The 22,127-nt window shown below is 60.0% G+C and carries 20 protein-coding genes and 1 pseudogene; 11 read left to right on the top strand and 10 right to left on the bottom strand.

Translation table 11 applies throughout. From position 1 onward, the window contains the following. Positions 1-15: 15 nt before the first annotated feature. From msrA to ACP7D9_RS09530, 5 genes are all read right to left on the bottom strand, one after another. Positions 16-522, bottom strand: a complete 507-nt coding sequence (msrA, locus tag ACP7D9_RS09550; RefSeq protein ID WP_426156982.1) for a peptide-methionine (S)-S-oxide reductase MsrA — start codon at positions 520-522, stop codon at positions 16-18. A 91-nt stretch (positions 523-613) separates the two neighbouring features. After that, complete coding sequence (locus ACP7D9_RS09545) at positions 614-1,663, bottom strand: alpha/beta hydrolase family protein (protein WP_426157383.1); 1,050 nt, start codon at positions 1,661-1,663, stop codon at positions 614-616. Positions 1,664-1,674: 11 nt separating this feature from the next. Next, positions 1,675-2,466, bottom strand: coding sequence for an enhanced serine sensitivity protein SseB (gene sseB, locus ACP7D9_RS09540; protein ID WP_426156980.1), 792 nt, complete (start codon positions 2,464-2,466; stop codon positions 1,675-1,677). Positions 2,467-2,503: 37 nt separating this feature from the next. Then, a complete protein-coding gene (locus ACP7D9_RS09535; protein WP_426156978.1) occupies positions 2,504-2,974 on the bottom strand; it encodes an NUDIX domain-containing protein in 471 nt (156 codons plus the stop codon). Between the two features lie 395 nt (positions 2,975-3,369). After that, a complete protein-coding gene (locus tag ACP7D9_RS09530) occupies positions 3,370-5,496 on the bottom strand; it encodes a TonB-dependent receptor family protein (RefSeq protein WP_426156976.1) in 2,127 nt (708 codons plus the stop codon). Between the two features lie 189 nt (positions 5,497-5,685). Between ACP7D9_RS09530 and ppk2 the strand changes: the two genes are divergently transcribed. Continuing rightward, complete coding sequence (ppk2, locus tag ACP7D9_RS09525; protein WP_101162343.1) at positions 5,686-6,501, top strand: polyphosphate kinase 2; 816 nt, start codon at positions 5,686-5,688, stop codon at positions 6,499-6,501. A gap of 42 nt (positions 6,502-6,543) precedes the next feature. Here ppk2 and ACP7D9_RS09520 read toward each other — a convergent pair whose 3' ends face one another. Further along, positions 6,544-7,443 (bottom strand): LysR family transcriptional regulator, encoded by a 900-nt coding sequence (locus ACP7D9_RS09520; RefSeq protein ID WP_426157381.1) that lies wholly within the window; start codon positions 7,441-7,443, stop codon positions 6,544-6,546. A gap of 94 nt (positions 7,444-7,537) precedes the next feature. Here ACP7D9_RS09520 and ACP7D9_RS09515 point away from each other — a divergent pair, with 94 nt between their 5' ends. From ACP7D9_RS09515 to cydB, 7 genes are all read left to right on the top strand, one after another. Next, complete coding sequence (locus ACP7D9_RS09515; RefSeq protein ID WP_426156974.1) at positions 7,538-8,770, top strand: MFS transporter; 1,233 nt, start codon at positions 7,538-7,540, stop codon at positions 8,768-8,770. Further along, a complete protein-coding gene (locus ACP7D9_RS09510; RefSeq protein WP_426156972.1) occupies positions 8,757-9,071 on the top strand; it encodes a hypothetical protein in 315 nt (104 codons plus the stop codon). Before ACP7D9_RS09515 ends, ACP7D9_RS09510 begins: the two co-directional genes overlap by 14 nt. 102 nt (positions 9,072-9,173) lie before the next feature. Further along, positions 9,174-10,226: an AbrB family transcriptional regulator gene (locus tag ACP7D9_RS09505; protein WP_426156970.1), complete on the top strand. Its 1,053-nt coding sequence runs from the start codon at positions 9,174-9,176 to the stop codon at positions 10,224-10,226. Positions 10,227-10,503: 277 nt separating this feature from the next. Beyond that, positions 10,504-10,719, top strand: a complete 216-nt coding sequence (locus ACP7D9_RS09500) for a hypothetical protein (protein WP_101162335.1) — start codon at positions 10,504-10,506, stop codon at positions 10,717-10,719. Positions 10,720-10,742: 23 nt separating this feature from the next. Further along, complete coding sequence (locus tag ACP7D9_RS09495) at positions 10,743-11,132, top strand: VOC family protein (protein WP_312998811.1); 390 nt, start codon at positions 10,743-10,745, stop codon at positions 11,130-11,132. Between the two features lie 3 nt (positions 11,133-11,135). Then, the gene (locus tag ACP7D9_RS09490) at positions 11,136-12,509 is read left to right on the top strand and encodes a cytochrome ubiquinol oxidase subunit I (protein WP_426156968.1); all 1,374 of its coding nucleotides are present in this window, start codon (positions 11,136-11,138) and stop codon (positions 12,507-12,509) included. 12 nt (positions 12,510-12,521) lie between these two features. Next, positions 12,522-13,523: a cytochrome d ubiquinol oxidase subunit II gene (cydB, locus tag ACP7D9_RS09485; protein ID WP_426156966.1), complete on the top strand. Its 1,002-nt coding sequence runs from the start codon at positions 12,522-12,524 to the stop codon at positions 13,521-13,523. Between the two features lie 3 nt (positions 13,524-13,526). Here the strand turns inward: cydB and ACP7D9_RS09480 are convergent. After that, positions 13,527-16,136: pseudogene (locus ACP7D9_RS09480) on the bottom strand (bifunctional diguanylate cyclase/phosphodiesterase). A 221-nt stretch (positions 16,137-16,357) separates the two neighbouring features. Between ACP7D9_RS09480 and ACP7D9_RS09475 the strand changes: the two are divergent. Then, a complete protein-coding gene (locus tag ACP7D9_RS09475; RefSeq protein WP_426156964.1) occupies positions 16,358-18,562 on the top strand; it encodes an OsmC domain/YcaO domain-containing protein in 2,205 nt (734 codons plus the stop codon). Positions 18,563-18,633: 71 nt separating this feature from the next. On the opposite strand, the gene ACP7D9_RS09470 is transcribed toward ACP7D9_RS09475, so the two are convergent. The 3 genes from ACP7D9_RS09470 to ACP7D9_RS09460 form a co-directional block, all read right to left on the bottom strand. Further along, a complete protein-coding gene (locus ACP7D9_RS09470; RefSeq protein ID WP_426156962.1) occupies positions 18,634-19,128 on the bottom strand; it encodes a PaaI family thioesterase in 495 nt (164 codons plus the stop codon). An 8-nt stretch (positions 19,129-19,136) separates the two neighbouring features. Further along, on the bottom strand, positions 19,137-20,294 hold the full coding sequence (locus ACP7D9_RS09465; protein ID WP_426156960.1) for a GGDEF domain-containing protein: 1,158 nt from the start codon (positions 20,292-20,294) through the stop codon (positions 19,137-19,139). 105 nt (positions 20,295-20,399) lie between these two features. Further along, entirely contained in the window at positions 20,400-20,648 is a 249-nt protein-coding gene (locus ACP7D9_RS09460) for a hypothetical protein (RefSeq protein WP_426156958.1), read from the bottom strand. 167 nt (positions 20,649-20,815) lie between these two features. On the opposite strand from ACP7D9_RS09460, the gene ACP7D9_RS09455 reads away from it, so the two are divergent. Next, entirely contained in the window at positions 20,816-21,457 is a 642-nt protein-coding gene (locus tag ACP7D9_RS09455) for an ATPase (protein WP_426156956.1), read from the top strand. 84 nt (positions 21,458-21,541) lie between these two features. Continuing rightward, positions 21,542-21,883 carry a hypothetical protein gene (locus ACP7D9_RS09450; protein ID WP_101162316.1) on the top strand — a complete coding sequence of 114 codons (342 nt, stop codon included), beginning with the start codon at positions 21,542-21,544 and terminating at the stop codon, positions 21,881-21,883. The last annotated feature ends 244 nt before the right edge of the window (positions 21,884-22,127 follow it).

Raw genomic sequence — 22,127 nt, 5'->3', positions numbered from 1 at the left:
GCCGATTTCATCTTGTTAATTGCGCTTGGGCAGTTTCCAGTTCGGCCGGATGAAGTGGCAGGTGTAGCCGTTCGGAATCCGCTCCAGATAATCCTGATGCTCGGGTTCCGCTTCCCAGAACGGACCCGCCGGTTCGATTTCCGTTACCACGCGGCCGGGCCATAGTTTCGAAGCGTCGACGTCGGCGGCGGTGTCTTCGGCGACGGCGCGCTGCTCGTCGTTGAGGTAGTAGATCGCCGAACGATAGCTCGGGCCAAGGTCGTTGCCCTGACGGTTGGGCGTGCTCGGGTCATGGATCTGGAAGAAGAATTCGAGGATCTGCCGGTAGCTGATCACTGCCGGATCAAACTTGATCTCGATGGCTTCGGCATGGTTGCCGTGGTTGCGATAGGTCGCATTCGGCACATCGCCGCCGGTGTAGCCGACTCGGGTATTGAGCACGCCCGGGTAGCGGCGCAACAGATCCTGCATGCCCCAGAAGCAGCCGCCGGCGAGAATGGCAGTTTCGGTTTGAGTGGTCATGGTGTGTCCTTCCTCTCGGAGACGATGGGGATATGCCTTGTTATGAGGGCGTGTTTGCCGATTCCAAGGTCATTGCCGAATGCGATCTGGATCAATGGGCGGGATTACTTGCAGTTTTCGTCAGAAATTCGCTGATCAGCGCAGTTACCTGTTGCTGTATCACCGCACGTGGCCGCGCATTGTCACCATCGCGACAAATGATGCCGTCACCCGGACTGTCTTCTTCGAGCAAAGCCTCCGCAGCCGGTTTGCACGGCGACATGAAAGTGAAATGGCTGGCGTCGGCGATTTCGATATATCCGGTCGATGCCTGAGGCAGTCGCTTGGCCAGATCAGCTGACTCCAGTGCTGCCGGCAGATCCTGTGACGGCGCACCAGCGGCGATAACCAGCGTTGGCACCGGCAATGTCCCCAGGCTTTGGCTGGTCATGCCGCGCGAGAGGCCCAAGTCCAGCGAAATCACAGCGGTGACGCGCTTGTCGCGCAGGTCACTGGCCAGTGCAGTCTTCGATTCCGGTGTGTTTACCGGATTCATCTGTTGATAGACCTTGCAACTGGAGAGCTGCGGATGGATTTTGCAATCGCCCGCAAACAGGTCCGGATCGAACCGTGATCCGGCGATTTCCAGCGCAGTCCAGCCGCCGAGGGAGTGGCCGACCACCGCAATGCGACCCTTGTCGACGGCGCCGAATTTATCCGGTTGGGAGGTGACTGAGTCAATGGCGCGGCTCAGGTCGACGGGGCGCTGCCACAACTGTGCCGCCGCCTGCGCGCTACGGTCATGAGTGGTGGTGCCGGGATGGTTGACGGCTGCGACGATATAACCCTGATGGGCCAGCGCACTCGCCAGCCAGGCCTGATTACTCCAGTTGCCTCGGTAACCGTGGGATAGCACGACCAATGGATGCTCACTCGCAACGGGTGGCGCATCACGAACGGCTGAGACACCAACAAAGACTGCGTCATCGGCGATCAATTGGGCGGTGGTTGTCGTCGTGCCTGGGTACCAGACGGCCATTTCCAGCGGACGATTGTGTTGCGGGTCGGGCAGGGTGGTGGTCTGGAAACCGATGGCGCTGATGTCAGCCAGTGCGCTGGTGGAAAGGACGATGACAAGCGAGGCCGTCAGTGCGGCTTTCAATGGATTGATCATCACGCTCTACCAAACCCAAAGAAAGAACGCAGCTTGCTCGGTGACTTGCGTTCGTAGAACGGTTTGGTCTCTTTGAGGAAGTAATCACTCAGCCCGGCTTGTCCCGTCAGCACGCGGCAAAAATCAACCGGCCCGCCATCAGGGGCTGTGTCTCCAGCGACATTGCCGGCTTCGCGCATGACCTGTTCGATATTGCCATCCGCTTCGATGCCGACGATCAGGTGCGGCTTTTCATCAACCGAGGCGTCGTGCATCAGCGCCAGGAACGCACGTTTCACATTGGCGTGTTTGGCCAGCAGTTGCGAGAGCGAATGGACCATCGTCGATGGGTAGTCCGAAGGCTGTCCAAACAACACGTTGGTTTCTTTTTCGACGGTACGCTGCGTGGCGGGCCGGCCGATCTCGCCTGAGAGCAGGAGGTGCACTTCATCAGGAAGGAATTCCTTGCCGTACGGCGACTTCGGATTCAGAAAGAGCAGCGCGCCCAGAGTGATTTCGAACAACGATCGTGCAGGTATCTCCATATAGCTCTGCTCGCTGTCGATGGATTGTTGCAGCGTTGGCAGCGAGGAGAAGAACGGGATGACCGGCGTTCCATCGGGCTTCTGCCAATGGGCGATGCTGATATTGCTGCCAGCCTCGAGATTGACATGGCCTTGAGCAACACCGGCGGTGCCGAGGATGTAGACGGTCGAGCCCAGGAGGGTTCGATAGAACTCAGGGCGATGCGCGGGTTCGTCCGCGGCCAGCCGGAGTGATGTTTCCAATGAGTTTTCTTGGCAGGTATCCATGAGGTCAGTCCGTTATTTTCAATGCAGAGAGCGATGATTACCTGGCCGACTCGAGGATGCCTGCATTCACCGGCATTTCATCCAGCCTCTCGGGCCATATCTGATCGTCGGTGCCACGTAGCGATTCAGCGGACCACCAACGGTGATCGGCCATGACCTCGGTTTCTTCCTGAGTCCAGCCGGCTCTGGATAGCCCTTCGCTTGGCGCGTGCAAGACCAAATATTGTTCGACCGCGAGTACAGTTTCGCTGCTGGGTAATAGCAAGGAAAGGTCCCGGTGTGCTACAGGTCCGCCAACCGTGAGGACCTCTATGCCGGTTTCCTCACGCAATTCACGTATTGCAGCGCTTTGCGTTTGCGCATCTACATCTTCCTTGAAGGACTTGCCGCTGCTTGTTGCGTTGCGGATTCGTATTGCAACAGTACGTCGGCGGGGCAAGAGATCCTTATTGCAACGATTAAAGACCACCAAACCCGCTAAACCACGGAAAAACGACTCCAGCTTCATGGCCTCTATACGTACACCTCGCGCGCAATTGTCTGCGACAACGAAGCCAGCTGATGATTGCCGGTACCGCCAATAGCGTGAAAACCCACTGAAAAGCATTGGTGGAGTGAAGCGCCATGGCCGCAAGCACGTTAATCAATAACGCACCAACAATCACAGCGTTGTACCTGACGTGCCGACGTATGATCGCAGCAAACTCTTCCCAGTCGTAAATCAACCAGTCGTGGGAAAACTCTCCGCATTCGCAGCACTTGTGGGTTGGCGGAAGGTGGTCAGTGATGAAGCCACACGCGGGGCAGCAGACTGTCATAGATCGAACCTGTCGCTAGCTGTTTCAAGTCGCTAGCCAGCGTAGTGCAATTCTCTTCGCACTGAGTGCTATCCGTTATCAGCCCTCACAACAAACTCCATGAAACCCCAACGTAAACCCCCATCCCTTCACCCGGCGTCGAGCGCGCGGCGTCCACGCCTTTGTCGTCATACCCCGGCGTGACCGTTGCCGCGTAGCGTTTGCCGGTCAGGTTGCGCATGTCCACCCAGCCTTGCCAATCACCCTTCGGGGCGTTGTAGCCCAGCGTTGCGCCGAACAGCGCGTACGGGTCGGCGTAGTAGCTGTTGGCGTAGTCCACTGCAGTTTTGGAGACCAGTTGCGTGTTCACGGCGGCGAAGAAACCCTGCGGCCAGTCGTAACGCAGTTCGCCCTGGTAATAATGCATCGGCAGGCCCGGCAGGCGGTTGTCGCCGAAGCGCTCATCGTCGCGGTAGTGAAAGTCGCTGAAAGTGTAGGCCTGGCGCAAGCTCAGTTGGCGGCCGTCGGCGGCGGTCCAGAGTTTGCTGTTGAGGCTGGCCTCGATCCCTTGGTGTACGGTCGGGCTGGCGTTGAGTTCGTAGGGCGTGACGGCGCTGGCATCCGGCAGCACCGAGAGCAGTTCGTGACGAACTTGCGCGTAATACCACGCCAGACTCCATTCGCCCAGGTTGCTGTCGCCACGGCCGCCGAGTTCCAGGGTCGTCGCAGTCTGGTTTTGCAGTTCGATCGGGTCGCGCTGGGTGCCGGTCGCAGCACCGTTGCCGGCAGGGAAGCGTACGTTGGAGCTGTAGATCAGTGACCACGGATGCGGCGCTTCGACGGAGCGGCTGAGATTGCCGAACACTTGCACGTCCGGGGTGATCTGGTAGCGCAGGCCGATCCGTGGTGCGTAGTCCCAGTCGTTGAGGCTGGTTTTGCCGCCGCCTTGCGGATAGGTCACGGCGCTTTCGCGACGGGTGTAGACGGCGGCGAGGCCGGTCGTCAGCCAGAGGTCGTCAGCGATTTCCAGGTCGTTACCGAAATGCAGCACGGTATCCGAGCCCTGATAAGTGAAGTTGCGCATCCGTGTGCCGGGCGCATGGTTGGCGGTATTGACACTCGGGATGCGCACGAACTCGCTGGCGCCATCGTTGGGCAGATGCTTGGTCACGCGCAGGCCGGCATTACTGCGGCTTTCCATGCCGAACAGGGTGTCGCGACGCTTGTAGTCGAAGGTGCCGCTGACATCGGTGTAAGCGACTTTCAGCCGGTTCGGGCCTTCGCGCAAATCCATCGGGTAGTCGTGGTAGACAAGGCCGGTCTGAATGCTCGAGTCGTCGTCGAGGTAGAAGGTGGTCTTGTTGCCGATGAAGGTACTGCCGGGTTGTTTGCGGCTGTCATCGCGGGTGACATACGCCGGGTTGGCTGCCCGAGGCCTGTGTTCGATGGAATGTTTGGTCACGCGGCCGGCGAGGTCGTTGTCGGTTTCCCGGTAGCGAAAGTAGAAGCGAGTCTCCAGGTTCGGGTTGAAGCGATAGCCGAAGTTGGCGATCAGGCCTTTGCTCTCGCTGGCGGTGTGATCCTGATAGCCGTCGGCGTTGGCCTCGGTCATGGACACGTAGTAATCGAAATCCCCCAGCACTTGCCCGGAGCTGATCTGGCGCTGCTGATAGCCATGGCTACCGGTGGCGTAGCGCACTTGCAGCTTCGGCGCGGTGTAACCGGTGTGGCTGACGTAATCGACAGCGCCACCCAGCGCCAGCGAGCCGCGATCAAAACCGTTGGCACCCCGCAGGACTTCGACATGGTCGACCCACAGCGGCTCGAGCAATTCATACGGTGTGCCGCCGGGACCGGTCAGCGGCAGGCCGTCGAGCATCGTATACAACCCGGATGCATGGGCGCCGGGTGCGCGGTTGATGCCTGAACCACGGATGGAAATCTTCACACCTTCGTTGCCTGCCGACTGCGCATACACCCCCGGTTGATAGGCCAGCACATCCTGATTGCTGGCAACGCGGCCCTGCAACGGCTGGCGCATGTCGACCACGTTGGTACCCCCCGGCACCTGTTCAAGGCGTGCCCTGGCCTCTTCGACCGTTGCATCGGTGCCACTGCGCTGTTCCGCCGAAATCAGCACTTGCCCCAGTTCCAGACCTTGGGTCTCGGCCATCGCCGGGCAGGCCAGGGCCAGACCGAGCAGGGCAGTGGGCAATGATTTGGGCGACGGCATCGAAAAACTCCAGCAAACAGTGGATCGGGCAATGAACAGTGCGACGTCGGAACAAACGCAGGAAACACATGGCGGCCCGGCTTTTTTGCCCCACGATGGCAAACAGCCGGGCGTGGGCTAACCTCACGGCTCAGGCCCTTTGGGTCAATAAACAATTTCACCGGGCTGTTGAAGCGCGAGGACGTATTCATGGCGAAAAACTACAAGAAACCTGCAAAGGCCCTCGAACGCCCGAGCTTGAAAAACAAGGACTATCTTGCGCAACTGCGCAAACTCCATATTGAACTGGTCAAGCTGCAGGAGTGGGTCATCGCCAAAGGTGTCAAGGTTTGTATTGTGTTCGAAGGCCGCGACGGTGCGGGGAAGGGTGGGGTGATCAAGGCGATCACTGAGCGCGTCAGCCCACGGGTGTTCCGCGTGGTGGCATTACCGGCGCCGACCGATCGCGAAAAGAGCCAGATGCATGTGCAGCGTTACCTGCCGCATCTGCCGGCAGGCGGCGAAGTGGTGATCTTCGACCGCAGTTGGTACAACCGCGCCGGTGTCGAGCGTGTCATGGGTTTTTGCACGGAGGAGCAGGCCGACAAATTTCTCAAGTCGATTCCGTGGGTGGAAAACGCCATCGTCGATTCGGGAGTAATCCTGCTCAAGTACTGGCTCGAAGTCAGTCCAGAGGAACAGACCCGCCGGCTCGAAGCGCGCATCAATGACGGACGCAAGATATGGAAACTGACGCCGATGGATCTCAAATCCTACAGCCGCTGGTACGACTACTCACGGGCGCGGGACGAGATGTTCAAATACACCGATACCGATCGAGCGCCGTGGATGGTTGCTGACTCAAATGACAAACGTCGCGCACGCCTGAACATCATTACTGATCTGCTGAGTCGCATCCCTTATGAAGAGGTGAAGCGCGATAAGGTCCAATTGCCGAAGCGGCAGAAACCGGGCAAGTACCGGGAGCCGGATTATCCGTACAAGCGCGTTGCAGAAAAATTCTGACGAAGCGTTCCAGACCTCACCTTGTTGCCGCGCAGTGATTGTTCACCGGGTCCGCAGGGACTGTTCGATCACCTCCACAAAGGCCTTCACCAGCGGGCTGCGCTCGCGTTTGCGCGTTAAAACCAATAAAGGCGCCGTGGCACTGGGTTCTGCGAGGGGCCGATAGGTCACGCCGTGCTTGACCAGGGCTTGTGTGCATTGCGGCACAACCGCAACGCCCTGGCCAGCGGCAACCAGCGCAATGATTGAGGTTATCTGCTTGCCGCTCGGCCCGGGGCGTGGCGTCAGGTCGTTGCGCCGGTACAGCGCGGCGATGATGTCATTCAGGGCTGAGCCGTAGTCGCTCGGGAATGTGATCAGTGGAAATGCACTCAATTCGGTGAGCGTCACGTGGCTTTGCCCGGCGAGGGCGCTGTCACTGGGAACGGCCGCCATCAATGGTTCGTTATCCAGGCAAATGACTTGAATGTCCGGGTTCGCGTCGGCCGGTCGCATTCGGCTCATGCCGATGTCCAGGCGTCCTTCAACGATCTGGGCGCATTGCATGCTTGAAGCGCCTTCTTCCACGGTCAGTTGCACGTCGGGATACGACGAGCAAAAGGTCTGGATGGTCTGGCTGAAAACGTCCGAAAGGGCGATCGAACTGGCATAGCCGACAGCCAGATGCCCAGCCGAGCCGGCCGCCAGTTTGCTGGTAATGGCCGCTGTCAGGTCGACTTGCTCCAGCACGGCCCTCGCGTAGGGCAGAAAATGTCGGCCCTCCGAGGTCAGCGTGACGCTGCGCGTGCTGCGGTCGAACAAGCGAAAACCCAATTCCGTTTCCAGCGCCGAAATCTGCCGGGTCAGCGGCGGCTGGGCGATATGCAGACGCATCGCAGCGCGGCCGAAATGCAATTCGTCGCTCACGACGAGAAAGTAACGCAGACGGCGCAGATCGATCATGTTCATCCCTGGTATCAATCGGTCGGAAATCGGTATTGGATCCTGAAACCTGTCCATCTTATAAAAGTGTTTGAAAATATTACGAGCATTTCTTGTGAGCCTTCGCATGTTTTGTCCGCGGATCGCCTTGTTTCTGGCGGGATGCGCGGCGTTTATCAACCTGTATGCGACGCAGGGGCTGCTTAATGAGCTGGCCACAGCGTTCGATGTTTCCGCCCGACAGGCCAGCTGGAGTATCACCGTCACCACGCTGGCGGTGGCCGTGGCAGCCTTGTTCGTTGGCCGGCTCACCGCGCAGGCCGAGCAGCACCGGGTTATTGCCGTGGCGGCGATCCTGCTGGCGCTGCCTGCGCTGCTGACAGCCTGGTCAGGCAGCTTCGCTGAGTTTCTGCTGTGGCGAGCGGTTCAGGGGCTGTTGATACCGCTGGTGTTTGCCACCAGCATTGCCTACATCGGTGTGCGTTGGAGAGACGGCGCGGTGACCGAAGCGACCAGCGTCTACGTTGCCGGCACCGTGCTCGGCGGATTCTGCGGACGATTTCTTACCGGGTGGGTCACCGAATTTGCTGATTGGCGCCTCGCTCTGGCGCTGCTGGCGGGTCTGAGCCTGATCCTCGGTCTGGCCATTGCCTGGTTTCTGCCGCCCAATTCACGCACCTCTGTTCTGCCACCGGCGTACCGCCCTGGCGGGCGTGCCGAACGTTTCAGCAAGCCCTTGCTGGCCGCCTATGCCGTGGGCTTTTGCGTGCTTTTTGCGCAAATTGCCACCTTTACCTACGTTGGCCTGCACCTGAGTCGCGCGCCGTTTTCCCTGAGCACCGGCGCATTGGGGGCGATCTATTCGGTGTTCCTGCTGGCGCTGGTGGTGGTACCGATCGCCGGACGCCTGGGCAAGGCCCGGCCGCGTAGCGAGTTGATCACCGCCGCAGCATGCCTTGGAATCGCCGGCTCACTGCTGACACTGACTTCTTCGCTGTGGCTGACCATCGCCGGGCTGGCGCTCAGTTCTACCGGCGTGTTCCTCGCCCAAGCCGCTGCCAATGCATTTATCACTGCCCATGCCCGAGTCGACAAGGCCGGGGCCGTGGGCCTGTACCTGACCAGTTACTACCTGGGCGGCAGTTTCGGTGCGTTCGTGCCGGGCACGCTATGGGAGCTGGGCGGCTGGCCGGCGTGCGTCGCCCTGATCATGGTGTTCCAGATTCTCCCGCTGCTGGCGATTCGTCGCGGCTGGAAGGTTCCCGCACTGCCGGTCATGCCCGGCGCTTCTGCGTCAAAGCGCTTGATTCATCATCCAACAAGGAAAATGTCAGATGACCGTGAGTAACCTGCTGCCGCTGCAAAGCGCTTTATTGTCCGTGATAGAGCCCATACTCGACGACATGCCTGCCGGTGTTCTGCAGCACGCATTGGTCGAGGCGTTTCGCAGTCAAGTGGCAGAGCTGGTCGACATCGAGCGTTCTTTCAAGACGCTGACTGCGCGCCATCATAGCGCCGCCTCCCTGCGCACCTTCTTCGGCAGTTGGTCGAAAACCCGCCGTCGATGGGTTTGTCGAGGCGATGGGCGTAGCGGTCGTGCAGTCCGCTGCGCAGGACATCTTCATCGAGTACCTCCAGCGCAAGGCTGAAGTAATGCGCACTAGCGCTCACCCCCGTGTCCGGATGACATCAAACAGCGCTGACTGCCGTCGCTGGACGGGATGGTCATGCCTTGAAAAAAGTGGATCGCCATGAACAAGCTGATTGAAAGCCTTATTCCGATTCCGGTAGCCGCCCTTGGCGCCTGGCTCGGTTACCTCTCCGGGTTTGCGCTCGGCGACCTGATCGGCGCCATCTGCGCAGTGACCGCGCTGAGCAAACTGGGGGTGCGCATGCGCATGCCGTATCCCTTCGTGGCCACCGTGCAACTGCTGCTGGGGATCAGTGTCGGCTCCATTGTCACCGGGTCAATGATGCGTGAGTTGACTGACTTCAGCATTTTGCTCGGCCTGTTGATTTGCATGACCACGCAGATCTTCGTCGGCTATAACTGGCTGCGCCGCATGGAGAAGTGGGGGCACATCGAAAGTCTGCTGGGCTCGATTCCCGGCGCGATGGCAGCGGTGATGACGGTATCGGGCGAGCAGGGACCGGCCTCAGGGCGCATCGCTTTTGTGCACATTGTGCGCCTGCTCGCACTGCTGGCTGTGGTCACCCTCATTGCCGGCGGTCATTCGGACAGCATTGCACCGACGCTGGGCACGCTGGATAACTGGCTGAGCGTGGTACCGCCGGCCATTGCAGCGGTGCTGGCCGGCTACCTGCTGGAGCGATTCGACGTGCCGGCGCCGTACATGCTGACTGGCCTGCTGTGCACCGCAGCCGTAAATGTTGGCTTCCCGGAGGCCGATCTGCATGTGCCCGATCCGTTTGCGGTGGTTGCGCTGATCCTGCTGGGCGGGCTGATCGGCATTCGACTCAAGGACATCACCTTCAAGGATGTCGTGCGTTATATCCGTGCCGGCCTGGTGGTCACGGCACTGACGTTCTGCACCACGTTGCTGGTCGCGTTTGTGATGAGCAAATTGACTGGCAAGCCGTTTCTGACCTTGTTCATGTCCTGGGTGCCGGGCGGCGTCGAGGTCATGACCGCAGCCGCGTTGCTGCTCAAGCTGGACCCGGCGTTCGTGATGCTCAACCACGTCGTGAGGATGTCGATCATCCATATTTCCCCGGTGTTCCTGCCCAAGCGCCTGTTCCAGGAACAGCCCGCGCCTTTGCCACAACCTCAGACCGAGCCGTAATCGCTGCCACCCTTCGAATAAACAAGGATTTGATCTCGATGCCACGGGTTTCGCCCGCGATGCACACCGGCTTGATTCGACTTTGCTGACGTCGCTGATCGGCAGTGGTGTGGCGACCCCTCATCCAATGGGCGGCATCTGCGTGGACCGCGCGTTGCCGGCGACGGCAATTGCTTGAGTCGAGTCGCCGGGCCACTAGATGACTCCATCCGTCGTCTGCTCTGAACCTCTGTCGCACTGATTTTTCTACCGGGTAAGTCCCTCAGGAAATACCCGTATGTTCGATCAGCAAAAAAAGGCATCACTGGCGGCATGGCGCAGGATGGCGGAGCAGACCGAGGCTGTTGTGGATCCGGAGCAGCAATATGACGACCTGCTCAAGGCTGCCGACGAGATGGAGGAGCAGGGCCTGATCACTGGCGCTGAGTGGCGCCAGTTGGTGCGCGACGCCGGTAACGTGTTTACCCATAACGAAGAAGAGACGCACGGCTGACAACTGCCATTGGAGGACATGCCATGCTCAGTTATCTGTTTATCGGCGCCAACGATGTCGAGCGTTCGGCGGCTTTTTACCAAGCGATCCTGACGCCGCTCGGCTACCGGCATGATCGCGAAGAACACTATTGTTTTTACCTGCCCGATTGCATCGACAAGTCCAACGGCCCCGGCAGTGTGCACATTTCGCAACCGTTCAATGGCGAGCCGGCAACGCCGGGCAACGGCATGATGCCGGCGTTTCGCGCCGACTCCCGGCAAAAGGTCGACCAAGTGCACAAGGCCGGGCTCGACGCTGGCGGCAGCGATGAAGGCCCGCCGGGCACCCGCGAGGCCTACACGCCGGACTTTTATGTGGCCTATCTTCGCGATCCCGAAGGCAACAAGCTTGCTGTGTTCTACAGCGGCTGATGGATGGAGCCTGTCGATTCGGCCCTGATGGCGGCCCGCGCCCAGTTCGCGATCACGATCAGCTTCCACATCGTGCTGGCGGCTTTCAGCATCGGTCTGGCGAATTTTCTCATGGTGCTGGAGGCGTTGTGGTTGAAGAGCGGGCGCCAGATTTATCTGGACGTTTATCGCTACTGGCTCAAGGTGTTTGCGCTCAACGTCGCGGTGGGCACGGCGTCGGGATTGATTCTGGAGTATCAGTTTGGCCTTAACTGGTCGCGGTTCTCGGTGCAGGCCGGCGATGTCCTCGGGCCGCTGATGTTCTATGAAGTGATGGCGGCGTTTTTCATCGAAGCGGGGTTTCTCGGCATCATGTTGTTCGGCCTGAAGAAGGTCGGCCCCCGTCTGCACTTTTTCGCCACTTGCGCGGTGGCGGTGGGCTCAGTCATCAGCGCGTTCTGGATACTGTCCGCCAACTCATGGATGCAAACCCCCGCCGGTTATTCGATTGGCGCGGATGGACGTTATCTGGCCGAGGATTGGTGGGCAATCATCTTCAACCCCTCGTTTCCCTATCGTCTGGCGCACATGCTGCTTGCCGTGTTTATCGGCAGTGCGACGCTGGTTGCCGGCATCAGCGCCTGGCAGTTGCGCAAGGCTTCGGAAAACCCGCGCGCTCGCCTGCAATTTTCCATGGCGCTGTGGGTGATTGCGGTGCTGATGCCGGTGCAGATTGTCGTCGGCGATCTGCATGGCCGACACACCCTGCAGGCCCAGCCGCAGAAGGTGGCGGCAATCGAAGCTTCATGGACGCGCCCCGCGCAAGGGGCCGGAGAGCCACTGCGGCTGTTCGCCTGGCCGGATAGGCAAGAGCGGCGCAATCATTGGGAAGTCGCCATTCCCCGGGTCGGTTCGCTGTATTTGCAGCATGACCTGACCAGCACCATCGCCGCGCTTGATGAATTCCCGCCTGAAGACATCCCGCCAGTGGCACCGGTATTTTTCGCGTTCCGGCTGATGGTCGGGCTGGGGCTGTTGATGCTGGGGCAGGGCGTGGTCAGCCTCTTCCTGCGTCGGCGCAATCTTCTGTTCACTGCGCGCGGGTGGTTGGGCGCTTGCGTGCTGCTGGCGCCGGCCGGATTTGTCGCGATGCTCAGCGGCTGGGTGGTCACCGAAGTGGGACGGCAGCCGTTTACGGTCTACGGACTGATGCGCACGGCGGACAGTCTGTCGTCGGTGTCCAGGGCTCAAGTCATCGCCTCGACATGGCTGATTCTGTTGTTCTATCTGCTGATCTTCGGCATCGGCCTGTGGGTGCTGCTGCGCCTGTTGCGTGAGCCGCCGCAGCAGGACCAACCGGGGCCGCAGCCCACGCTTGCCGACGAAACCGGGCACTGAGGAATCACAGACATGGGCACGGACTGGCTGACGCTGTTGTGCGCCGCCGCATTGGCGTTTTCGGTGATGAATTACGTATTGCTCGACGGCACCGATCTGGGCGTCGGCATGCTCATGGGCCTGACCGGCTGCAGCCAGCAGCGCAGGGCGATGGCGGTGACGATTCTGCCGGTGTGGGATGCCAACGAAACCTGGCTGGTGCTCGGCGGCGGTGGGCTGCTGGCGCTGTTTCCGTTGGCTTATGCGATCTTGCTGCCGGCGCTGTATGTGCCTTTTATCGTGATGTTCCTCGCATTGATTGCGCGGGCCATGGCGTTGGAGTTTCGCGACTACGCAGCGAACGGACAATGCAAAAGAATCGTCGACGGCGTGTTGGCGCTGGCTTCGTTGCTGACCGGTGTTGTTCAGGGCATGGTGCTCGGCACCCTGGTGCAAGGCGTTGCGCATCAGGGCGGTCAGTACATTGGCGATGGCCTCGATTGGTTGAATCCGTTCCCGGTTTTGTGTGGCCTGGTGCTGGTGTTGGGTTACCTGTGGCTGGGGACTTGCTGGTTGTACTGGCGCACCCTGGATGAACTGCAGCGGCACTCGGCACGCCAGGCCCGCCTCTTGGCCGTGGTTGTCACGGTGTTATTGCTGGTGTTGATCGCATGGACGGCTACGTTGCAGCCGCAATACGCTCGGCGGCTTGCCGATATTCGCCTGTGGTTGCCAGCAGGATTGATCCTCGGCGCTTTATCGATGATGTTCACCAAAGGCTTTCGCAGCCGCTTTGACTTCATCCCGCTGTTCGCCGCCTTGGGCGTTTTCGTGCTGGCCTTCGCGGTGATGCTGGCCGCGCTCTATCCCTTCATCATTCCGCCGGATCTGACCTTGAGCGCAGCCGCTTCCAGCCCGAACAGTCAGATCTTCATGCTGGTCGGCTTCGCCGTGCTCATACCGATCACTCTGGCTTACAACACCTTCGGCTTTCGCGTGTTCAGCGGCAAGGTGCGCGTTGCGGTCAACGGCTGAACTTCATGTCACCCGACCTTTTTTGCCCATCGGCGACAGCCTCGAAGCCCGCAACAAGTCAGCAAAAGCCGCCTTGTCGATCGGCCGGCTCATGAAGTAGCCCTGCACCTCATTGCATTGGTCCTTGCCGAGAATCGCCAGTTGTTCCTCGGTCTCGACGCCTTCGGCAGTCACCGTTAAACCCATGGCTTTGCCCAGACCGATGATCGCCTGCACCACGGCACGGTCATTGGTGCCGCTGCTGATCGAGGCAATAAAGCGCTTGTCGATCTTGATCCCGTCGAATGGATAAGCACGCAGGTATCCAAGCGACGAATAGCCGGTGCCGAAGTCGTCCATGTTCAGGCGTACGCCGAGTTCTTTGAGCTGGTTCATGGTGGTCAGCGCGCCATCGGTGTCGTTGAGCATCACGTTCTCGGTGATCTCCAGCTCCAGACGACTGGCCGGGAAACGCGTACCGACCAGTACTTGGCGAACATCCTCGACCACATCGCTCAAAGCAAATTGTGCAGGCGACAGGTTGACCGACAGCAGAATGTCAGGCGGCCAGTCCAGCGCGGTTTCGCAGGCTTCGCGCAATACCCAGCGGCCCAGCGGCACGATCAGATCGGTCTGCTCGGCGAGCGGAATGAACACGTCCGGCCCGAGCAATCCTTGGGTCGGATGCTGCCAGCGCACCAGCGCTTCGACTGAAACGATGTGCTTGCCGTCGACCTTGTAGCGCGGCTGATAGTGCAGGACGAATTCGTTGTGCTTGAGCGCGTGGCGCAAGTCATCTTCCATCTGCCGGCGCGTCTGGATCTGGTCGCTCATGTGCGCTTCAAAGTAGCACCACGTATTTTTGCCGTCGGACTTGGCCTGATACAACGCAATGTCGGCATAGCGGATCAGATCGCTGGCGACGAAGCCGTGACGACGGCTGAGGGCGATGCCGATACTGGCGCCGATATGCAAGGGATGGTGCTCGTAATTGATCGGTTGATGGAGGCTGCCGATCAAGCGTGTGCAGAATTTGTCGATCTAGTGATGGCTGTCCATGCCGTTGAGCACCACCACGAACTCGTCACCGCCCAGGCGCGCAACGATGTCGTGCTCGCGGGTGCATTCGCGCAGACGCGTGGCGACTTCCTGGAGCACCGCGTCACCGGCCGGGTGGCCGAGGGAGTCGTTGATCGGTTTGAAGTTGTCCAGATCGATCATCAGCAGCGACAGCGGCGGTGCGTGTTCCTTCAATAGCAGAACTTCATCCAGATAACGCGCCAGCTTGTTGCGGTTGGGCAGACCGGTCAGGGCGTCATGCATCGACAGATGCTGGATCTGCGCATGGGCGGCAACTTCGTCAGTGATGTCGCTGGCGGTGCCCCGATATCCGACGACGTTGTTTTTGTCGAAAATCGGCCGCGCAGAGAGACGACAATGACGCGGCTGCCCGGACTCGTCACGGTAGGTGCAGCGTAAGTCGCCGGCACTGTTTTCATCGCTCAGTTTGCGCAGCCACAACGCCAGCGGCGTGGTATCGCAGGTCAGCAACTCCCCGATGTTCTGCCCAAGCCAAAAGGCCTGCGGATAGCCGGTGACTTCGCTGAAACGCGCTGACAGGTAGGTTAGCGACAGCTGACCATCCACTTCCCAGATCCAGTCCGACGCTGCTTCGGCCACGGCGCGAAAGCGTTCTTCACTGGCTTCGAGCGCATGATTGGCCGCTTCGAGCGCCTGATTCGAGGCCTGCATCGCTTCAATGCTGTTGTCGACGTATTGCGACGAGCGCAAGGCGTGGCGGAAGAAGTACGCGGTCAGCAACATCAGCACCAGAAACGTCGCGCCGAGCGGTGGCACCAGTGACCACAATAATTGCTGGCCGGGTCGTTGCAGGTCGGCGACCAGGCTGTAGCCGGTGCTGTCGAGCGGCACGCTTGGATGGCCTTTTTCAATGGTGTCATCCGGAACGAGGGTCAGGTTCGTCAGGCCATAACCGGCGCCGATCTTGCGCAGTTTGGTCGGAGTCAGCTTGTCGACGAACACCAGCACGGAAGTGTTGCGCAGTTCGTCCAGCGGTCGTTCATCGTTGGGAATGATCGCCGCAGCGGTAATCAGCGCGGGCCAGCCTTCGAACAGCGAATAGCTGCTGACCGGCTTGGTCAGATCAGGCTGGCTCAGCACCTGCTCGACCAGCGCCGGGGCGGGCGCTTGCAGCACCGTGGAGACGTCGGTTTCGACCATCTGCCCGCGAATCACCGCGTACTTGGTGCGATTGCGGTCGAGGACAAATACGCCGTCGTAGCCGTCGGTAGTGAACATGGTTTTGCCCATGTTCTGCTCGGTGTAAGCCCAGTTGACGTCGATCGGCCCGCTCAAGGCTTCATAGGCTCGCGTCCAGTAGGCGTAGCTGGTGATGTAATTTTTCGAAGTGGTGACGCGGTTTTCCACGGCGCGCACGGAATAGAACTGGTTCTGTTCCAGATCTTTGGCATCGAGGGACTTGGCGATGCCCAGCAAGGTGCTGATGGCGGCAATCACGCCGGCGACGAACAACGCGCCCACGGCGATTGCCAAACGACGGGTCACAGCGCGTTGCGGGGTGGAGATTGGCTGCGCAGCGTGAGTAACGGCCATGTGCTCGTCCTTGATCCGGTGTCTTCTGAATCTAGAACAATGGCGAGCGCACAATGTTCAGATTGTTGTTCTAAGGCATCGACTGGATTTGCTCAAAGTGTAGCGAATCTTGCGCAATTGCCAGCACGCCCGGCCGGCGGCGAATCCCGAAAGGGCGAGACTTCCCGCACAAAAACCGGATAATGGCCGCCATTCGTTTAGCCGTATTCTGGTAATCCCGCATGGAAATCAAGGTCAACTTTCTCGACAACCTTCGACTTGAAGCCAAGTTCGACGACTTCACGGTGATCGCCGATCAGCCCATCCGCTACAAGGGCGACGGCTCGGCACCGGGGCCGTTCGACTACTTCCTGGCGTCGTCGGCCTTGTGCGCGGCTTACTTCGTCAAGCTGTACTGCGACACCCGCAACATCCCGACAGAGAACATTCGCCTGTCGCAGAACAACATCGTCGACCCGGAAAATCGCTACAACCAGATCTTCAAGATCCAGGTCGAATTGCCCGCCGATATTTCCGACAAGGATCGCCAGGGCATCCTGCGCTCCATCGATCGCTGCACCGTCAAGAAAGTGGTCCAGACGGGCCCCGAGTTCATCATCGAAGAAGTCGACAACCTCGACGCCGATGCCCAGGCCTTGTTGATGCCGCAGTCCGGCTCTGAGGCGGGCACCTATATCGCCGGCAAAGACCTGCCGCTGGAACAGACCATCGCCAACATGTCGAAGATCCTTGCCGACCTTGGCATGAAGATCGAGATCGCCTCGTGGCGCAACATCGTGCCGAACGTCTGGTCGCTGCATATCCGCGATGCGCATTCGCCGATGTGCTTCACCAACGGCAAGGGCGCGACCAAGGAAGGCGCGCTGGCTTCGGCGCTGGGCGAGTTCATCGAGCGCCTCAATTGCAACTTCTTCTATAACGACCAGTTCTGGGGCGAAGAAATCGCCAACGCCGAATTCGTGCATTACCCGGATGAGCAGTGGTTCAAGCCGGGGCCGAAGGATGAATTGCCAGGCGAGATTCTCGACGACTACACCCTCGGCATTTACAACCGCGACGGCGAGCTGCGCGGCTCGCACCTGTACGACACCAATTCCGGCAACACCCAGCGCGGCATCTGCTCATTGCCGTTCGTGCGCCAATCGGACGGTCAAGTGGTGTACTTCCCCTCCAACCTGATCGAAAACCTCTACCTGAGCAACGGCATGAGCGCCGGCAACACGCTGGCCGAAGCGCAGGTGCAGTGCCTCTCGGAAATCTTCGAGCGCGCGGTCAAACGCGAAATTCTCGAAGGCGAAATGGCCCTGCCGGACGTCCCCCAGCAGGTGCTGGAGAAATACCCGAGCATCCTCGCCGGCATCAAGGGCCTGGAAGAGCAGGGCTTCCCGGTGCTGGTCAAAGATGCCTCGCTGGGCGGTGAATTCCCGGTGATGTGCGTGACCCTGATGAACCCGCGCACCGGTGGCGTTTTCGCCTCGTTTGGCGCGCATCCGAGCCTGGAAGTCGCGCTGGAACGCAGCCTGACCGAACTGCTGCAGGGCCGCAGCTTTGAAGGCCTCAACGACTTGCCGCAGCCTACGTTCTCCGGGCAGGCCGTGACCGAGCCGAACAATTTCGTCGAGCACTTCATTGATTCCAGCGGCGTGGTGTCATGGCGCTTCTTCAGCGCCAAACCAGACTTCGAATTCGTCGAGTGGGACTTCTCCGGCGAAGGTGAAAACTCCAACGGCGAAGAAGCCGCGACCCTGTTCGGCATCCTCGAAGACATGGGCAAGGAAGTCTACATGGCGGTGTACGAGCACATCGGTGCCAAGGCGTGCCGCATCCTCGTGCCGGACTACTCGGAGATCTACCCGATCGAAGACCTGATCTGGGACAACACCAACAAAGCCCTGCAATTTCGCGCCGACATCCTCAACCTGCACAACCTCAGCAAGGTCGGCCTGCGCAACCTGGTTCAGGGCCTGGAGCGCAGCGAACAGGATGACTACACCGATATCACCACGCTGATCGGCATCGAGTTCGACGACAACACGCCGTGGGGCAAGCTGACGATCCTGGAACTGCGCTTGCTGATCTATCTCGCGTTGCAGAAGTTTGACGAGGCCAAGGATCTGGTTGAGGCGTTCCTGCAGTACAACGACAACACCGTTGAGCGCGGCTTGTTTTATCAGGCTGTGAATGTGGTGCTGGAGATGGAGCTGGATGACGACCTGGAGCTGGAGGATTACGAAGCCAACTTCCGCCGGATGTTTGGCGACGAGCGCGTGGACGCGGCGATCGGTTCGGTGAATGGCAGTGTGCGGTTTTACGGCTTGACGCCGACGAGCATGAAGCTGGAAGGGCTGGATCGGCATTTGCGCTTGATCGAGAGCTATAAAAAGCTGCATGCGGCGCGGGCGAATGCGACAACCTTGTCGCGTTGAGAGCACGCGATCCAAATGCAGGAGCTGCCGAAGGCCCGAGCCTGCGGCAGCTCCTGCAGATCGAGCTAACCTCAGCGCCCATGCGCGGCGTCAGCCAACTGCCCCGTATCCACCCGCACAAAGACCGAATCGCCCACTGCCGTCAGCACCTCCCCCGCATACACCTCGCAAAACACCCGGGTCTTGCGCCCGACTTCACCTTCAACCCGCGCGCGCAATAGCAGCGGTACGCCCATCGGTGTCGGTTTGATGAACTTGATCCCGAGATTGCCGGTGACGCAGTCGATGCGCGGCAGGCTGCCGGCTTCGCGGTTTTCCGCGCGATAGTGCCAGGCCATGGCGGTCCAGTTGGAGTGACAGTCGACCAGCATGGCGATCAGCCCGCCGTAAACCAGATCCGGCCAGCCGCAATAATGGGCTTCGGGCAAGTGTTCGGCGACCACATGGCTGCCGTCTTCGTCCCAGCGGCTTTTGACGTGCAGGCCGTGCGGGTTGCGCCCGCCGCAGCCGTAACAAACGCCTTCGGGGGCGGCGAGATCTTGCAGCGGGGTGTCGTGGCTGGACATGGTTGAATTCATCCTGGAGTGGCGAGGCCGGACAGGCGCACGCGGTTGCGTCCGCCGCGTTTGGACTCGTAGAGCGCGGCATCGCCAAGTTCGATCAGCGCATCCAGACTGGCTGGTGGTTTGTCGAACAGGGTGGCGCCGATGCTCAAGGTCACCGCAGCGGACGTGGGATAGCTGTGCGACGCCAAGGCCAGAAACTGTTCGCGCAAGGCATTGCCCAGTTCAAGGATAGCCTCGGGCGAGGCGTTGTTGAGCAGCATCAAAAACTCATCGCCGCCCAAGCGCGCAGTCAGCGCATTGGCCGGCAGCTGGGCGCGGATCATCTCGCTCAAGGCAATCAGCAAGCGGTCGCCGGCGATGTGCCCGTACTGATCGTTGACCAGTTTGAAGTTGTCGATATCGATCAACAGCAGCGCACCCGGTCTTTGCGCGGATACACCGGCCAACAGGCGTGGCGTGCGTTTTTCCAGGGCGCGGCGGTTGTAAAGGGCGGTGAGCGGATCGCGCTCGGCGAGGCGGGCGATCTGCTTTTCCCGGCGATATCGCTCGGTGCCGGTCATCGACAGAGCAATCAACATGATCGCCATCGCGCCTTCGACCAGTGAGATCTGAATGATCTCGCCGCGAAACGCCGCCAGATCGATCAGCGTACCGGGGATCACTACGGTCAAAGCCTTGGCCACATAAAAGAGGCCGTGGCCGAGCAGCACATAGCGCAGTTGCACCGCGCCGACGCTCAATGACTTGCCGTGCGGACGCAGCAGCGAACTGGCCTTCAGCGTGGGAATGGCTACCAGCAGCGAGTTGGCCACCAGCATGGCTTTCGACCACAACGGCCCCTCCGGCAAGAGCAACATGATCAGCCACGTCGCGAAAATCAGGTACCACGCCGGCGACAGTCGGGTCTGGGTGAAGCGCGCCACACCCAGCAGGAAAAAGAAATGCGCGGTCACCAACAGGCCGTTGGCGAACCAGATGCCCAGCAGCATAAAACCGCTGCTGCGCAGCAAGGCGAGGGTAGAACCGAGGGTGATGGTGGCGAAACCGGCGCTCCAGAACAGGAGCGAAGGCTCACGGATGCTGCGCCATTCGACCGCCAGGTACAGCGCGGCAGCGGCTGCGAGGGCGATTGTGATGGTCAGCATCGTTGGCGGGTCGAGCGGCATTTCCGGGCAGGCCTGTCTGTATGGCAATAGGCCTGCGATTGTAAGCGTTTGGTCAGGTTTTTCGCAGGGGGCGCGTTGTCCGGCAGACCACTGGCGTTGCAGCGGTCACTCTTGCGCGGTTAGCCAAGTGTCTACAACGCGGCGATCGAGCTCTTCCCAGTAGGCCATGCCCAGTACTCGCGTGGTGTTGAGCCCGCGCAGGTAACCGCGCAGCTGCTGGCCAGTGTCGCGAACCAGTTGCGCATCGCGAATGTTTTTGTCCAGCAGGACGGTTTCGTACTGGATCAGGTATTCCGCCACGCGCTCGCGATATTCGGGCAGCACGGCATCACGGATCAGATCAAACGTTCTCAAGGCGAGACCCTCATCATATTTTCCAGGCAGGTCGAGTGTGCATCAGTCAGCTCGTCACGCAACTATTGCTAGAAGTAATAGTGACCATCAAGAAACGCAAGTTCTGCTTTGTCGGCGTTGGGCGGAAAATCGCCTCCATCGAAGACGCAGCTCAAGGAAATTGCGCGATGAAAACTCTGACTCGACTGGCAATGATCGCCCTGCTGATGGGCGGGGTGATGGTTGCACCGGCTTACGCGGACGACGCCCGGTCGTGTCACCTGCAACCCATCGCCGCCAGCGCCTCAGCCCTGCAGCACACACAGACTGTAGGTGTGTTGTTGAGCGAAAACACTTTGCAGAACCTGCAATATCTGGAGCGCTACCACGACATGGCGCTGAACGGCGCAAAAGACGCACTGGATTCGCGAATCCGCGACGCCTTTGTCGGCAGCTCCGACCCGCAACTGGCGCTGGACTGGCTGGTGAGTTCACTGCAGCAGCAGTTCGTCTCGGTCATCGTTTACGACAACCTGGATGACCTGCTTCAGGCTCACCCGGACGTGGTAGTCAAGCTCGACACCTTCAATCGCTTGCTGACCCAGCGCAATAGTCTGGTCGAGGCGCGCTTTTCGGCACGGTTCTACGACGCCGATCTGCAGTACATCGGCAAGGCCGAGAGGGCGATCGAGCGAGAGTTGCCTTCGGTCTGGGTGCATAACCAGGCGGCGCCGCATATTGCCGCGCAGATCAATCAGCAGCGTGACCTGCAACTCAATGCGCTGAAGCAATTCGATGTGTCGCTCAAGGCCCTGGTGGCGTCGAGCTGACTCTTAAACGTAAATGGCAACGGCGGCGCCGTGAAGTCGAACCGTTGCCGGTTGAACCGAACCTTTATTTTCAGGATTACCCCGATGCGTCCTTTATTCGTGCCTGCCATGGCTTTTGTTTCCCTGTTGCTTGCCGGTTGCGCTTCGGCGCCGAACGATCCGACCCTGACTTTGCAGACCAGCAAGACACCAGCGCAGTTCGCCGAATGCGTAGTGCCGAAGCTGCAGGGCAGTGCGTTGAATCCGACGGTTTCGCAGAGTCAGCGCAGTTATCGGATTGTGGTGCCGAGCAAGGTCGCGGCGGATAACGTGCTGGAGGCGTACAAGGCGGGGAAGGGCGGCAAGGTGTTCATTTATGAGCGGCATTTGCTGGCGTCGAATTTGTTGCCGTCGAGTTTTGAGCGGGCCGCTCAGGAGTGCATTTGATCTGAGCGCCCGGATGGTTTCTTGACAGAGCTCCTTTGGTTGGCCGCAACCAACCAATTTTTTCGCCCCACACTGGTTTTCGGTTGTGGGGTTTTTTTTTGGACTTGGCGGCCTTTGGGCCGGCCATACTCTGAGGGGTTGGGTGGATATCCGTTTTTTTGGGTGTTGCGGCTGGCGGTTTCGCCCTTACGGCGAGTCCCTTTTGGCAAGCGCCGGAATGCCGGCCCAGCCCAAAGGAACCAAA

Origin of the sequence: Pseudomonas sp. TSRC2-2, from assembly GCF_049897785.1 — a bacterium.
In the GTDB taxonomy this organism is placed as follows: domain Bacteria; phylum Pseudomonadota; class Gammaproteobacteria; order Pseudomonadales; family Pseudomonadaceae; genus Aquipseudomonas.
The sequence above is the reverse complement of the archived record's forward strand: the minus strand, read 5'-3'. Positions and strand labels throughout refer to the sequence as shown.